Source organism: Brachybacterium tyrofermentans (assembly GCF_039526165.1).
In the GTDB taxonomy this organism is placed as follows: domain Bacteria; phylum Actinomycetota; class Actinomycetes; order Actinomycetales; family Dermabacteraceae; genus Brachybacterium; species Brachybacterium tyrofermentans.
In genome coordinates this window covers 1-13,763 of sequence record NZ_BAAAIR010000047.1, presented here as the reverse complement: position 1 = coordinate 13,763, position 13,763 = coordinate 1, and the positions used below count along the sequence as shown (strand labels likewise).

The 13,763-nt window shown below is 71.1% G+C and carries 11 protein-coding genes; 4 read left to right on the top strand and 7 right to left on the bottom strand.

What is annotated here, in order from left to right; translation table 11 throughout:
• Positions 1 to 22: 22 nt before the first annotated feature.
• Positions 23 to 652, top strand: a complete 630-nt coding sequence (locus tag ABD093_RS15900) for a TetR family transcriptional regulator (protein WP_343925739.1) — start codon at positions 23 to 25, stop codon at positions 650 to 652.
• Positions 653 to 658: 6 nt separating this feature from the next.
• On the opposite strand, the gene ABD093_RS15895 is transcribed toward ABD093_RS15900, so the two are convergent.
• The 6 genes from ABD093_RS15895 to ABD093_RS15870 all read right to left on the bottom strand — a co-directional run bounded on the left by ABD093_RS15895 (position 659) and on the right by ABD093_RS15870 (position 6,685).
• On the bottom strand, positions 659 to 1,543 hold the full coding sequence (locus ABD093_RS15895; RefSeq protein ID WP_343925737.1) for an ABC transporter ATP-binding protein: 885 nt from the start codon (positions 1,541 to 1,543) through the stop codon (positions 659 to 661).
• Positions 1,544 to 1,593: 50 nt separating this feature from the next.
• Positions 1,594 to 2,661: a FecCD family ABC transporter permease gene (locus ABD093_RS15890; protein WP_343925735.1), complete on the bottom strand. Its 1,068-nt coding sequence runs from the start codon at positions 2,659 to 2,661 to the stop codon at positions 1,594 to 1,596.
• Positions 2,658 to 3,758 carry a FecCD family ABC transporter permease gene (locus ABD093_RS15885; RefSeq protein WP_343925733.1) on the bottom strand — a complete coding sequence of 367 codons (1,101 nt, stop codon included), beginning with the start codon at positions 3,756 to 3,758 and terminating at the stop codon, positions 2,658 to 2,660. Before ABD093_RS15885 ends, ABD093_RS15890 begins: the two co-directional genes overlap by 4 nt.
• A complete protein-coding gene (locus ABD093_RS15880; protein ID WP_343925731.1) occupies positions 3,755 to 4,696 on the bottom strand; it encodes a siderophore-interacting protein in 942 nt (313 codons plus the stop codon). Before ABD093_RS15880 ends, ABD093_RS15885 begins: the two co-directional genes overlap by 4 nt.
• On the bottom strand, positions 4,693 to 5,775 hold the full coding sequence (locus ABD093_RS15875; RefSeq protein ID WP_343925729.1) for an ABC transporter substrate-binding protein: 1,083 nt from the start codon (positions 5,773 to 5,775) through the stop codon (positions 4,693 to 4,695). Before ABD093_RS15875 ends, ABD093_RS15880 begins: the two co-directional genes overlap by 4 nt.
• 181 nt (positions 5,776 to 5,956) lie before the next feature.
• Complete coding sequence (locus ABD093_RS15870; protein ID WP_343925727.1) at positions 5,957 to 6,685, bottom strand: helix-turn-helix domain-containing protein; 729 nt, start codon at positions 6,683 to 6,685, stop codon at positions 5,957 to 5,959.
• Between the two features lie 323 nt (positions 6,686 to 7,008).
• Between ABD093_RS15870 and ABD093_RS15865 the strand changes: the two genes are divergently transcribed.
• Together ABD093_RS15865 and ABD093_RS15860 are read left to right on the top strand one after the other, a co-directional pair.
• On the top strand, positions 7,009 to 8,724 hold the full coding sequence (locus tag ABD093_RS15865; RefSeq protein ID WP_343925725.1) for an ABC transporter transmembrane domain-containing protein: 1,716 nt from the start codon (positions 7,009 to 7,011) through the stop codon (positions 8,722 to 8,724).
• Positions 8,721 to 10,565, top strand: coding sequence for an ABC transporter ATP-binding protein (locus ABD093_RS15860; protein ID WP_343925723.1), 1,845 nt, complete (start codon positions 8,721 to 8,723; stop codon positions 10,563 to 10,565). Before ABD093_RS15865 ends, ABD093_RS15860 begins: the two co-directional genes overlap by 4 nt.
• A gap of 13 nt (positions 10,566 to 10,578) precedes the next feature.
• On the opposite strand, the gene ABD093_RS15855 is transcribed toward ABD093_RS15860, so the two are convergent.
• A complete protein-coding gene (locus ABD093_RS15855; protein ID WP_343925721.1) occupies positions 10,579 to 11,739 on the bottom strand; it encodes an amidohydrolase family protein in 1,161 nt (386 codons plus the stop codon).
• Positions 11,740 to 11,962: 223 nt separating this feature from the next.
• Here ABD093_RS15855 and ABD093_RS15850 point away from each other — a divergent pair, with 223 nt between their 5' ends.
• The gene (locus ABD093_RS15850; protein WP_343925719.1) at positions 11,963 to 13,231 is read left to right on the top strand and encodes a type III PLP-dependent enzyme domain-containing protein; all 1,269 of its coding nucleotides are present in this window, start codon (positions 11,963 to 11,965) and stop codon (positions 13,229 to 13,231) included.
• The last annotated feature ends 532 nt before the right edge of the window (positions 13,232 to 13,763 follow it).

The following is a 13,763-nucleotide window of genomic DNA, read 5'->3' as shown; positions in this document are numbered from 1 at the left end:
CGTTCATCACTATAGTGGCGAGATGGCGACTTCAGGAACTCCCCGCAGACGAAGCCGTGAGGACGTCGCCGAGATGGCCCTGCACCTCCTGGACGAGTACGGGCTCCCCGATCTGACGATGCGGAACCTGGCGACGGCACTCGGCGTGCAGCCCAGCGCCCTGTACTGGCACTTCCCCAACAAGCAGGCGCTGCTCGCCGCGGTCAGCACGCGGATCCTCGCGCCCCTGGCGGAGCTCCCGGTCGAGGATCTGAGCGTGCACGAAGCGGTGCGCGTGCTCGGCGCACGGCTGCGCGACTGCCTGCTCACCTACCGCGACGCCTCGGAGCTGGTCTCCAGCTCCCTCTCGCTCGGACTCGTCGGATCGCCGGTGCGTCCGCAGCTGCTCGAGGTGGCACGGCGCCGGGGCGTGCCCGACGCCCTGTCCGAGGTGGCCGCCGAGGTGCTCGTGCATTTCACCGTCGGCTATGTCTTCCACGAGCAGCAGCGCCGCACCGCGGATTCTCTCGGGCTCCTCGAGGCGGCGGACGCCCTGGACCCGGATGAGGCGACCGCCGCCCCGGCCGACGAGGACAGCTTCGCCAAGGCGCTCACGATGATCGCCGACGGTCTCGACGTCTCGGTGACGCGGGCCGCGGGGCCCCTTGGTTGACGGCACTCAGCCCATCGCGCGCGGGATCACCATCGGCGCCCCGGTCTCAGGATCGGGCATGATCCGACAGGGCAGCTCGTAGACCTCCTCGACCAGCTGCGCCGTGAGGATCTCGGCGGGCGGTCCCGCCGCGACCACGTCGCCGTCCTTCATGACCACCAGATGATCGGCGAAGCGCGCGGCCTGGTTGAGGTCATGCAGGACGACCACGATGGTGCGGTCCGAGCTCGAGCGCAGTCGCTCGAACAGCTCGAGCAGGCCGTACTGGTGGGTGATGTCCAGGAAGGTCGTCGGCTCGTCGAGCAGCAGCACGGGCGTCTCTTGCGCGAGGGCCATCGCGACCCATACCCGCTGGCGCTGACCACCGGAGAGCTCCTCGACCGGACGACCGGAGAGGTCGGCGATGCCGGTGGCCTCGAGGGCGGCGATCACGGCGGCCTCGTCCCGGGCGGACCACCGATCGAACATCCCCTGATGCGGGTACCGACCGCGGGCGACGAGATCGGACACGCGGATGCCGTCCGGGGCGAGAGAGGTCTGCGGGAGCAGCCCGAGCCGGGTGGCGAGCTCCTTGGTGGGCACCTTCCGGATGTCCTGGCCGTCGAGCACGACGCTTCCCGCGGTGAAGGGCAGCACGCGCGCGATCGCCCGCAGCAGGGTGGACTTGCCGCAGGCGTTGGGCCCGATCACCGCCGTGTACGACCCGCGCAGGATCTGCAGGTCGACGCTCTCGCAGATCACAAGGCGGTCGTAGCCGACGCGCAGCGACTCGGTGCGCAGGACCTCCGCGGGCCGCGCGGGGACCGTCGCGGTGGCCGGCGCAGCCAACTCGCCAGGCGCCACGGCAGCTGTGTTGATCGCGACGCTCGTAGGGGCCTCGTTCACAGTCATCTCTTCGTTCCCTTCCCGGGAGATCGATCCGGTTCTTCCGGTGGTCGTGGTCATCGGCGTGCCCGGAACTCGACGGCCAGCAGCCACACGAGATACGACCCGCCCAGCGACACCGTGACGACGCCGACGGGGAACCCCAGCCACTGGGCGAGCACATCGGACCCCAGCAGCACGAGCGCACCGACGAGCGCGGAGGGCACCAGCAACAGACCGGATCCCTTCACCAGACGTCGGGCGATCTGGGGCGCAGCCAGGGCCACGAAGGAGATCGGGCCCGCGGCCGCGGTCACGAGGGCGGTCAGCGCCACGCCCAGCACCACGGCGAGGGCTCGCACCCGGTTCGCCCGCAGCCCCAGCGAACGCGCGGCGTCGTCCCCGATCTCGAGCTGACGCAGGGGCGCGGCCACTCCCGCGACGAGCAGGAGCAGCACGGTGAGGGCGAGAGCCATGGGCCACAGCTGCTCATGGCCCAGGGCGTTGAGCGAACCGGCTCCCCACACCGCGGCGAGCATCGCGCTGTCCACGCTCACCATGAGCATGAGCCCGGAGTTGAGGGAGGAGAGCATCGCTCCGACACCGATACCCATGATGATCAGACGGAACGACTGCACAGTGCCGCGGCGCATCGCGAGCAGGTACACCACCGCCGCGGTCACGCACCCTCCCAGCAGCGCGCCGGCAGCGATGTCCAGATAGCGGGAGGACCCCAGCAGCAGCATCACCACGATCGCTCCCGTATAGGAGCCGGAGGAGAACCCGATGATGTCGGGGGACCCCAGGGGGTTGCGCGTCAGCGACTGGAAGACGGCGCCCGACAGGGCGAGGGCGACCCCGCACAGGACGGCGAAGAGCATCCGCGGCAGCCGCCAGCCGACCACGAGCAGGCGGGCCTGCGGGTCGGAGCGTCCCAGGAGGGCGTCGACCACCTCGCCGATGCCCAGCGGATACGTTCCCATCCCGAGCGAGGCGATCCCCAGGGCCGAGACGGCCGCGACCAGGATCGCGGAGACGATCACGGTGCGCACCGGGATGAGCGCGGAGACGCGCCCGATCCGTGGGGAGAACGCCCGGTAGCCGTGCCCGAGCCGGGCGGCCGTCGTCTCCGGGGTGGCGCTCACAGCCCACTCACCGTCCTGCGTCGTGCCAGCAGGATCAGCACCGGCGCGCCGACCACGGCGGTCACCAGGCCCACGCGCAGCTCGCCGCTGGGCATGATGACCCTGCCCACGACGTCCGCGACCAGCAGCAGCGCCGGGGAAACCAGGAGTGTGTAGGCCATGATCCAGCGCTGGTCGGGGCCGACGAACCAGCGCACCGCGTGGGGGACCATCAGGCCCAGGAACCCGATGGGGCCGGCGAGCGCGGTCGCGGTCCCCGCGAGCAGCGTGACGGCGATGATGACGACGACGCGCACGATGCCGATCCGCACCCCGAGGGACGCGCCGAGCTCGTCGCCGAGCGCGAGCGCGTTCAGCGGGCGGGAGACGGCCAGGGCGATCAGCACTCCGACGACGATGAATGGGGCGAAGGCGAGCACCACGTCGAGCTGACGCCCGCCGATCGAGCCGACGCCCCAGAACCGCAGATCGTCGAAAGCCTCCCGGTCGGCGAGGATGACGGCGCTGGTCAGACCGCCCAGGACCGCGCTGATCGCGACCCCTGCCAGGACGAGCTTCGCAGGCGTGGAGCGTCCACCGCCGATCGAGCCGAGCAGGTAGATCAGCACAGTCACGCCGCCCGCCCCGGCGAGCGCGAACCAGATGTAACCCAGCGGTGTGGTCAGCCCCAGGAAACCTACGGCGAGCGTGACGGCGAAGGTCGCGCCGGCGTTGACGCCGAGGATCCCGGGATCAGCGAGCGGGTTGCGGGTGAACGCCTGGATCAGTGCGCCGCACAGCCCGAGAGCGGGCCCGACGACGAGGCCGACGACGGTGCGCGGGACGCGCAGCTCACGGATCATGAGGTGCTCGTCGACCTCGGGATCGTAGGCGAACAGTGCCCCCCAGATCATGCCGGGTGTGATGTCCCTGGCTCCCACCGCGATGCTCGCGACGGTGATGGCGAGCAGGAGCGCCGCGGCGGCGAGGAACCCCGCCGCGCGCACCGCATTGCTGCGAGCCAGGCCCGAAGGACCGTCGTCCTGACCCCGGACCTCCGGGGCGGTGGGCACCTGCCGGTCCGCGGCAGGTGGCGGGGTGGTCGGTGCCGTGCTCACAGCCCGGCTGCCTCATACATCCGCTGCACCTCGTCGGCGATCTCCTCGGCATCCCGTTCGCTCGCGTAGAGAGCGCGGAGCCGTTCGTGGAACTCCTCGCCGAGCGCGTCGTAGCGCTCCCGCCACTGCTCCGCCTTGTCGGTCCAGTACCCCACGCACTTGTAGGCCTCCGCGGGCAGGCCCAGCTCGTGACGCAGGTAGGAGCGGGCCTGGCGGGTCAGGCGGGCCTCGCCCGCGACCCACACGTAGGTGTCCTGCTCGATCGGTTCGCGGCGCAGCGCGTCGACCAGCTGGCTCGGCGTGCTCCCGTTGCCTGTGCCGCGCAGCCACCGATAGGCCGAGGGATCCTCGCCCTCGAGCTCCGCATGCAGCTCGTTCTCGCTGCCACGGATCTCGACCAGCACCGTGGTCTCGACGACGTGTCCGGTGAGCTCCGCGATCCGCAGGGCGGCGGGCAGCGCGGGCTCGTCGGCGATCAGCAGCTGGCGGCGTGCACCTCCGGGCCGCGCATACAGCCCCTGAGGCGGGTTCAGCGCCACGCGCTGGCCGGGCGCGGCCTGCAGCGCCCAATCGGCCGCGATGCCTCCCTCGTGGACCACGAAATCGATGTCCACCTCGCCGCCCCGATGGGCGCGGATCGTGTACGTGCGCATCTGCGAGGGCTCGACGCCTTCGGGATAGTCCCAGCCGCGATCGGCGACGAAGGGCATGCGCACCTCGCCGTCGGGCTCGTCCGGGAAGAAGAGACGCACGTACTCGTCACCGACACCGGTGGTCGGATAGTCCTGCATGTCGTGCCCGCCGAAGCTGACTCGGACCATGCCCGGGCCGAGCCGGCGCACGTCGGTGACTTCCGCGGCATGGATCCGCGGCACGTAGACCTCGTTCGGGGCAGCCGTCGCGGCGGCCGTCATGGAGGCGGTCGCGCCGGCGGTCACTGTGCGGGCCTGACCACTGCGCCGCCCTCGATCGCCTCGGCGATGCCGTCGACGTACCCCTCCTCGAGCGCCCACGGGAGGCTGAGGACGGACGGGCCGCTGGTGGCCATGCCCAACGTGGGGTCCTCGGTGACGTAGTAGCGGCCGTTCGCGATCGGATCCCACCGGGAGAACAACGGATGCTCGAGCGAGTACTGCGTGTCCTCGGCGGAATTCGACCACCCCACGAGCACGTCGGCAGCGATCGTGTCGAGCTCCTCCAGGCTCACGCCCACGTTGAACGTGTCCGCGTCCTGGCCCTCGCTCGCGGCGATGACCGCCGGCGAGTCGACCATGCCGAACTCGTGCAGGAGCGATACCCGCGGGTCGCCGGGGACGTACATCCCCATCTCGGTGCCGCCGTCGGCCGCGGAGAGGGCGACGCTGTAGACGAAGGTGGCGCCCTCAAGAGCGGGATGTTCCGCCGCGGCGTCCGCGAGGAGCTTCTCGGTCTCGGCGACGAGGGAGTCGCCCGCCTCGGTCTCGCCGAGTGCGGCAGCGACGATGCCGGTGAGATCCTGCCAGGTCCCCGAGCTCCAGGCTCCCTCCCGGTAGGCGACGGTCGGGGCGATCTCGGTGAGCCGCTCGTACTGCACCTCGGTGATGCCGGAGTGCGGAGCCAGGATGAGGTCCGGCATGAGGGAGAGGACCTGCTCGTAGTCCGGGCCCTCGACCTCCGAGAGGACGGTCGGCATCTCGGCCGAGAGCACGTCCTCGACCTGAGTGCGGAACCACGGGGTGAAGCCCTCCTCGTCCCCTCCCCAGCTGGTGCTCACACCGACCGGGGCGACCCCGAGCGCAGCGACGATGTCGTGGGTCATCCAGCCGATCGTGACCACTCGGGCGGGCCTGGCGGGGATCTCCGTCGCACCGTAGACGTGCTCGAGTGTCACGGGGAACGCGTCCGTGGGCTCCGCTCCACCGCCACTGCCACCGCCGACGGAGCCGGATACGCTCCCGTCGCTGCTCGTCGAGCAGGCTGCGAGCAGCGGCGCGGCGGCGAGGCCGAACAGGAAGGAGGAGCGGCGCATGGTGACCATGGAGCGACCTTTCGGAGAGGGCCTGACGAGGTGCCAGGATAGGTTAGGCAAACCTTATTCAACCTAAAGTGGTCCGTATGCCAGGACGGGACATCATGTGTCGCACAGCGGACATCGCCGCTCGCGGAGTGATGGCCTCGATCACATCGCCGATCGGGCTCGAGGCCGGGAGGCGGAGCAGTCAGCGGACGTCGACCCCTCGTTCCGGGAGGAATCGGTGGGGCGGACGGCCCATCATCCGGTGGAAGGCGGCGCTGAAGGCGCTCGCGGTCGCATAGCCGACGCGCCGGGCCACCACCCCGACAGGGATGCCCTCACCGAGCAGCTCGACCGCGGCGGACATCCGCGCGCACGAGCGCCACTCGGCGAAGGTCATCCCGGTCTCTGCCCGGAAGGCGCGCACCACCGTGCGCGCGCTCGCGGACGTCAGGTACGCCCAGTCCTCGAGCGACCGGTCATCGGCCGGATCGGACAGGATCGCTCGGGCGATGACCTCGATACGTGGATCCCGCGGCACCGGGAGGGCCAGGGAGACGTGGGGTTCGTCCGCGATCAGATCGAGGCACACGCGCTGGGCCCGCAGCCGCTGCTCCTTCGGCATGGCGAACTCCGCGAGATGGACGAGCAGCTCCCGAAGCGCCGCGTTCACGACGACCGACGCCACCTGGGTCGGGGCCTCGACCCAGGCTCCCGGATCCACGAACAGGACGACGAGCGCAGTGGTCGATGCACGGCTGGCCCCATGCGGCGTGCCCGCCGGGACGAACAGCCCCTGTCCCGGTGCGAGGCTGCGCTGGATCCCCGCGACCTCGAGATCCGAGGCGACTCCGCGAACGGCCCAGAACACGGCGTGCTCCTCGTGCACATGCGAGGCCTGGACGCAGGAGGCCTGGCCGTCGTCAGCAGACACATATCGCAAGAACCTCGTGGTCAGCATGTAGCCCTCGGGAACCGCCCCTCCGCCCTCGGGCCGACAGGGAGCCGCAGGGCCCGCAGGGCAGGTCGGGGGTGGCGCCAACAGATCTGTCATGGGGGGCTCCAGGGGCTGAGCCGCTCGCACGGAAGGGAGTGGGAGCCCTTCCATGGCGGGCGGGGTGCGACCGACGCGACAGCCGGGTGGTGAGGTGAGGTGAGGTGAGGTGAGGTGAGGTGAGGTGATCCTAAGTCACGCTTGTCCGCTGCGCGACACCTCTCGTCGCCTGCTCGGCGACGGCCGGACCTAGCGTCGACTGGGTGCAGAGCCTCCTCGACCATCCCCCGTCCCTGACCACCGGCAGCATGCTGCGAGTGGCCCTCGCCCGCGACGGGCGTGGCCGTCGGCTCGCCGCCTGCACGGCAGGACTCATGCTGCATCAGGCCTGCGAGGCAGCCGTGCCCATCCTCATCGGCGTGCTCATCGATCGTGCGGTGATGCCGCAGGACGCCGGGGCCCTCGTGCTCTGGCTCGCCGTCCTCGCCGCGGTCTTCGTCGTGCTCTCCCTCAGCTATCAGCGGGCCTCGCGCGGGATGATCGCGGTCTACGGGCACGGGGAGCACGATCTGCGCCAGCTGACCACGGCCCGGGTGCTGCATCATCGCCAGCACACGGCGCGCCCCGCCGGAGAGGTCCTCTCGATCACCACCAGCGACACCTACCGAGTCGCCGGGGTGGCCTGGAGCATCGCCGCCCAGGGCGCCACCGTCATGGCCCTGCTGACGAGCTCCGCGGCGCTGCTGGCCATCTCGATCCCGCTCGGACTCGGCGTGTTCGCCGGGGCGGCTCTGGTGCTGTGGGGGATGAACGCGCTTGCCCGTCCACTCGAGAAGCTGGGGATGCTCGAGCAGGCTTCGGCCGCCTCCGCGAGTGAGGTGGCCACAGATGCAATGGCGGGCCTGCGAGTGAGCCAGGGTCTCGGCGCGCAGCAGGAGGTGCTGCGCCGCTACCGGTCGGCCAGCACAGCCTCCCGGGACGGAGCCGTCACCGCCGCTCGGTCGCTGTTGTCCTACCAGGCGCTCAGCAGCGCGGTCTCGGTGCTGTACATGGCCGCGCTCACCCTGGCCGCCGGATGGATGGCGGTGACCGGGCGGATCACCCCGGGGCAGCTCGTGACGGTCGTGGGCCTCGCCCAGTTCCTGCAGGAATCCCTTGCCCACATCGGCACCTTCGGGGCGAACTGGTCGCATAAGCGCGCCTCCGCCCGACGCCTGCGATCCCTGATCGCCGAGGACTTCACCCTGCCCGGAAGGATCGCTGCCGCCCCGGAGCACACTGTGACGGCCGCGGTGCTCGAATGGAGACCGGGAACGCCGGGCTTACAGGGCTCGTCGGGCGCATCGGGCGTGTCGGGCGCCTCAGGACCGACGGACACGAGCACGGGCCCAGTGCTCTCCGTGCACCCGGGCCGCATGGTCGGCGTACAGGTCTCCTGCGCGGCGGAGGCCCGCGAGATCGCGGCCCGCCTCGCCTTCCGCATCACGCCGGGGCCCGGCGAGCTGCTCCTCGGAGGGGCCGACGCCCTTGCCCTCGGCCCCGCGGACTATCGGGCACGCGTCACCGCTCCCCCGCACGACGCCGCGGTGTTCACCGGCAGCCTGCGTGAGAACGTCGCGCCCGCGGGCGAGCAGATCGACCCCGCGGTGATGACCGCGACCGCCCTCGACGACGTCATCGACCATGTGGGATCACCCGAGGCCGCGGTCGGCGAGAGCGGCAGGCGGCTCTCCGGCGGTCAGCGCCAACGGCTCCTGCTGGCGAGGGCGCTGCACTGCGACGCCGAGGTCGTGGTGCTCGACGAACCCACGACCTCCTTGGATCCGCTCACCGCCCGGCGTGTGGCCGAAGGGCTGCGATCACTCGGCCGGACCCTGGTGGTGATCACGGGCGAGCCCCCGCTCCTCGCCGCTTGCGATCACGTGCTCGACGCCCGCACGATCGAGGGCCCGGCCGAGCTCGCGGAGGTCGCCCGATGAACAGCCCGCCGCTCGTCCCCGCTCCACTGCCCGTCTCCGCCCCGCTGCCCTCCGCCTTGCTGCCCGTCGCCGCCCCGCGCGCCACTGCCCGCGCGGTCGCTCGGCTGCTGTCCCGCCGCCGCGGGGCCCTGCTCGCCACGACGGTGCTGCTCCTGCTGGGTGCCGCCTCGGCCCTGCTCATCCCTCCAGCGCTGGGACGTACGGTCGACCTCGTGATCGAGGACCGCGGCCTCCTCCCCCTCTCCCTCGTATGTCTCGCGGTGCTCGTCGCGGGCCTCCTCGCGGCCGTGGCCTCCTGGTGGGGCGGGAGGCTGCTGGTGGCATGTCTGCAGGATGCTCTCGCCGAGCTTCGGGAAGAGGTGTTCGGGGCAGCCCTGAGCCTCGACGCGGGAACCGTCGAGGGCACCGGCAGCTCCGACGTCGTCTCGCGGGTGACCGGAGACGTCGAGGCGGTCACCGACGCCGTCTCCGGGGTGCTGCCGCGCGTGGTCGGCGCGCTCTTCACCATCGTCCTGACGGCAGTGGGCCTGGCCGCTCTCGACCCCTGGCTGGCCGTCGCAGCGCTGCTCGCCGTTCCGCTGCAGACGCTCTCGGCCCTCCGGTTCCTCCGACGGTCCCGCCCGCTGTATGTGCTCATGCGCCACCAGGAGGCGGGCAGGGGCCAAGCCCTCCTCGAGACCGTCGCGGGGGCCGGAACGGTGCGGGCCCATGATCGAGCGGAATCCCGTCTGCGCCTCATCGCGGATCGGAGTCTCGAGGCGGTGGCGACCCAGCTGCGGCAGGCGACAGCGCGCAACCACTTCTTCGCCGGGCTGAACACGGCAGAGTTCATCGGGCTCGCCGCGGTGCTGGCCACCGGGTACTGGCGTGTGGACTCCGGCATGATCACGGTGGGCGCCGTGACGGCCGCGGCCTTGTTCTTCCATCGGCTCTTCGGGCCCATCGGAGCACTGCTGACCAGCATCGATGATCTCCAGCGGGCGCAGGCAGGACTCGAACGCCTGATCGGAGTCCTGCAAGCCGTCCGCCCTCTGCCGGTCGGCCGGGAGATCACCGATGCCTCGGTGGAGATCGACGGGCTCGTGTTCTCCTATCCGGGACAGACCGGGACGCGTCGCGCCCTGGACGACGTGGATCTCCATCTCCCCGCCGGTTCCACGACGGTGCTGGTGGGTGCTTCGGGCTCCGGCAAGTCGTCCCTCGCACGGGTCGTCGCCGGCGCGCTCGTCCCCGACGTCGGCGGCGTGCGGATCGGTGGCGTCGAGGCTCGCTCCGCCCGCTCCGGGGCGCGGCCTGCCGTTCTGCTGGTCTCCCAGGAGGCACACCTGTTCACCGGTTCCGTCGCCGACAATCTGCGGCTCGTGAGGCCTGACGCCACGGAATCCGACCTGGTCGCGGCGCTCGAAGCCGTCGGGGCGCACTGGGCAGTGAGAGCGCAGGGCACCGGTGGACTCGCAAAGATGTCCGAGGTCGAGCTCGATGAGGCTCGCATTCAGCAGCTGGCCCTCGCGCGTGTCCTGCTCGCCGACCCGCCGGTGGTCGTGCTTGACGAGGCGACGGCGGAGGACGGCAGCGATGGTGCTCTCGATGGCGCCGTCGCCGCTGTCGTCGCCGGCCGCACGGCTCTCGTCGTCGCGCATCGTCTCGTCCATGCCGAGCACGCCGACCTCGTGGTGGTCATGGAGAACGGCCGGATCGTGGAGGCCGGTGGCCATGCGGAGCTGGTCGAAGGCAACGGGCCGTTCGCTCGGCTCTGGTCGGCCTGGCACGGTGACCGCGCGGTGGGCGTCATCGACAGCACGTCCTCAACGGAGAGCATCGCCAGATGCAGCTCCCGCTAGCGGTGACGGCGAATCAGGCCGGCGCCAGGGCCCTCCGCCCCGGCGCCGACTCGGCGACACGCTCCCCGGCGACCCAGACGGCGTGCGGGGCGCGGAGCACACCGGGATCCTCATAGGGGTCGGCGTCGACGAGGACCAGGTCAGCGCGCAGCCCGGTCGCGACACGGCCCCGATCCGTTCGCTGCAGCGCCGCCGCAGCGCCTGCCGTGGCGCCGTGCAGGGCCTCGAGCGGAGAGAGCCCCGCCTGCTGGAGTAGCTCGATCTCGTCGTGGAGGGACGCTCCGTGCGAAACAGGGGCGAACGCGGTCTCGTTCGCGTCGGTCCCCACGATGATCGGCACGCCGGCCTCGTGCAGGGCGCGGACGCACTCGAGCGCATTACCCAGCGCCGCCACGGCGCGGTCCGGGAACAGGGCTCGGGCCATCGCGCGCATCATGGTCAGCGTCGGCGAGGCGACGGTGCCCTGCGCGAGCATCCGCACGATCGTGGCCTCGCTCAGCATCCCCTCGAGCGGGACATGGGTCAGGATGTCCACGTCCGCCGCGAGACCGCGATCGAACGCACCGGGGGTGACCACGTGGGCCACGCACAGCAGGCCGCGATCGTGAGCACCGGAGACCAGCGCGGCGAGGGTGGGGACGTCCAGCGCGGGCACGTCGGTCACCGCGGGGTCCTCGATGATGATCTTGAGCAGATCGGCGCCGTGCTCGACGCGCCGGTCCAAATACCTCGCGGCATCCTCGGGGTCGCTCACCCCGCTCTCGGCAGGGAAGCCCATGGCAGAGATCTGGGTGCTGCCGGGAGCCGAAGCCGGGGAGCCTGCGCTGAGGATCGACGGGATCCCCGTCTCCGCGCGGAAGCCGTCGATGAGCTCGTCCGGGTGGGTGCCGAGGTCGACGACCGTGGTCAGGCCTGCCCGGGCAGCGTTCACCAGGCCCTCTCTCGTGCCGAGGTGGACGTGGGTGTCGATCAGGCCCGGCACCAGGTACAGGCCGGCTCCGTCGATCACCTCTCCGCCGTCCCCGTCGATCACCGCGCCGCCGTCACCGTCCTGCGAGTTCAGGGTCGCGGCCGGGCGGATTGCGGTGATGGCCTCGTCGAACTCCACGTCGACCGCGGTGCCGTCGGGTGCCGTCCCGGACAGTGGCAGGTATACGTTGCGCAGGGTCGTCATGCCGCGAGACTACCCAGCGCGGCCTGCCGCAGGGCCTGCCGTCGCACAGCTCGCCTTGCATGATCCCGGTCAACCCCGGAGACTCGCAGTTCAGTCCTGTCGGTACCGTCCCGCCGCTCCGACGGTGTGCGGGCACGCTGTACGCAGTCCCGAATCACGCAACTCAGAATCACGCAATTCAGAATCACGCAATTCAGCAGCATCGAGTGGAGCGAGGTCGCCCATGTCCCAGCAGGTCCAGCAGGTCCAGCAGGTCCAGCAGGTCGAGCAGGTCCAGCGCACCGTCCAGGCGCGCGACAAGTCCTTCCCCGTGGGCCTCGTCGGCCGCGAGATCACCGCATTGGAGGTGCCGCTCGCGGAGTTCTCCACTCCCCTGCTGGTGCTCGACGAGCGGGCGATCGCCCACAACCTGCAGGTGATGGCGGCGTGGACCGGCGAGCGCGGGCTCGAGCTGATGCCGCACGGAAAGACGACGATGGCACCGGTGCTGTGGCGCCGGCAGCTCGACGCAGGATGCACCGGGATCACGGTCGCCACGGGCTGGCAGGCGGATGTCGCCCTGCGCGCCGGCATCGCCACCGTGCAGATCGCGAACACGTGCACCGACCCCGCCCTTCTGCGCCGTCTCTCCTCGCACCTGGCTGAGCATCCCGAGCAGGAGCTCGTGTGCTGGGCCGATTCGCTCGCCACGATCGATCTGCTCGAGCGCGAGCTGCCGGCCGGGTCCCGGCTGGGTGTGCTCGTCGAGCTCGGGGCCGACGGGGGCCGCACGGGCGCCCGCACCGAGGACGAGGCCCTGGCGATCGCCGAGCGGGTGGCCGCCTCGGGCGCGCTCACGCTGTACGGGGCGTCGGGCTATGAAGGGGCTCTCGCCCACGACCGCTCCGAGGAGTCGCTGGCCGTTGTCGGCGCGTACTGCGAGCGGCTGGCCGCGCTGGTGGAGCGCCTGCGCCCGCTGATCGACGGCACCCCGTGGGTCACCGCCGGCGGCAGCGCCTACTTCGACCTGGTGGCCGATGCCTTCGCGCCGCTGAGCGACGTGCGCGCGATCCTCCGCTCGGGTGCGTACATCGTCCATGACTCCGGCTTCTACCGGGGCATCTCCCCGTTGGACACGATCCGGGACGTCGCCGAGGAGCAGGCTCTACTGCCGGGGATGTTCGCGTACGCCCGCGTGGTCTCCCGCCCCGAGCCCGGCCTCGCCCTGCTCGACGCCGGCAAGCGCGACGTGCCCTTCGACGAGGGCCTGCCCACGGCGCTCACCTACTCCCCGACGCTGGGCGGCGAGCAGCAGCCGCTCGAGGCCGAGGTCACGGCACTGAACGACCAGCACACCTTCCTCCGCTTCCCGGGCGACTCCCCCCTCGCCGTGGGCGATGTGGTGCGACTGGGGCTCTCCCACCCGTGCACGGCCTTCGACAAGTGGCGCCTGATCCCGATCCTCGACCCCGAGACCGGCATCGTCGGCGAGGCCGTCGAGACGTTCTTCTGAGCAGCGAGCGGCTGAGCATCCGAGCGTCTGAGCGGCTGAGCGTCCCGAGCTTCCGAGCTTCCGAGCTTCCGAGCTTCCGAGCTTCCGAGCTTCCGAGCTTCCGAGCAGGGGACGTCCGAGCAGGGAGCACCCGAGCAAGGAGCACCCGACAGCGGGTTACCCGGAGGTATCAAGCAACACGTGTCGTTGAGCGGCCTCTCACCGACACACCACGCATGCTGGGCACGCCAGCAGGCCCCGCGCGCCGGCCCTGCACGTAGCCAGGCGCGCGGCCCCGGAGCACGAGGTCTGACGCGTCGAATACCGGCGGCGATACCGACGCGTGAGGCCACATGGAATGACTGCAGGGAGCGTTCGACGGAGGGTTACCCGGAGGTATCCAGCAGCACGTGTCGTTGAGCGGCGCCTCACCGACACACCACGCATGCTGGAAAGGACAGCCACCCCGCTCTGAATCGGCCCAGGTTTGATGCCGTTGCTGTTTGAGTCCGAGAGGATGGACAGCATGCCGAAGAAGATCGATCCCCAGCTG

What these genes read in the sequence shown, in the direction of transcription:
- ABD093_RS15900 (WP_343925739.1), top strand. Translation starts at nt 23, where the DNA reads ATGGCGACTTCAGGAACTCCCCGCAGACGAAGCCGTGAGGACGTCGCC.
- ABD093_RS15895 (WP_343925737.1), bottom strand. Translation starts at nt 1,543, where the DNA reads ATGACTGTGAACGAGGCCCCTACGAGCGTCGCGATCAACACAGCTGCC.
- ABD093_RS15875 (WP_343925729.1), bottom strand. Translation starts at nt 5,775, where the DNA reads ATGGTCACCATGCGCCGCTCCTCCTTCCTGTTCGGCCTCGCCGCCGCG.
- ABD093_RS15860 (WP_343925723.1), top strand. Translation starts at nt 8,721, where the DNA reads ATGAACAGCCCGCCGCTCGTCCCCGCTCCACTGCCCGTCTCCGCCCCG.
- ABD093_RS15855 (WP_343925721.1), bottom strand. Translation starts at nt 11,739, where the DNA reads ATGACGACCCTGCGCAACGTATACCTGCCACTGTCCGGGACGGCACCC.
- ABD093_RS15850 (WP_343925719.1), top strand. Translation starts at nt 11,963, where the DNA reads ATGTCCCAGCAGGTCCAGCAGGTCCAGCAGGTCCAGCAGGTCGAGCAG.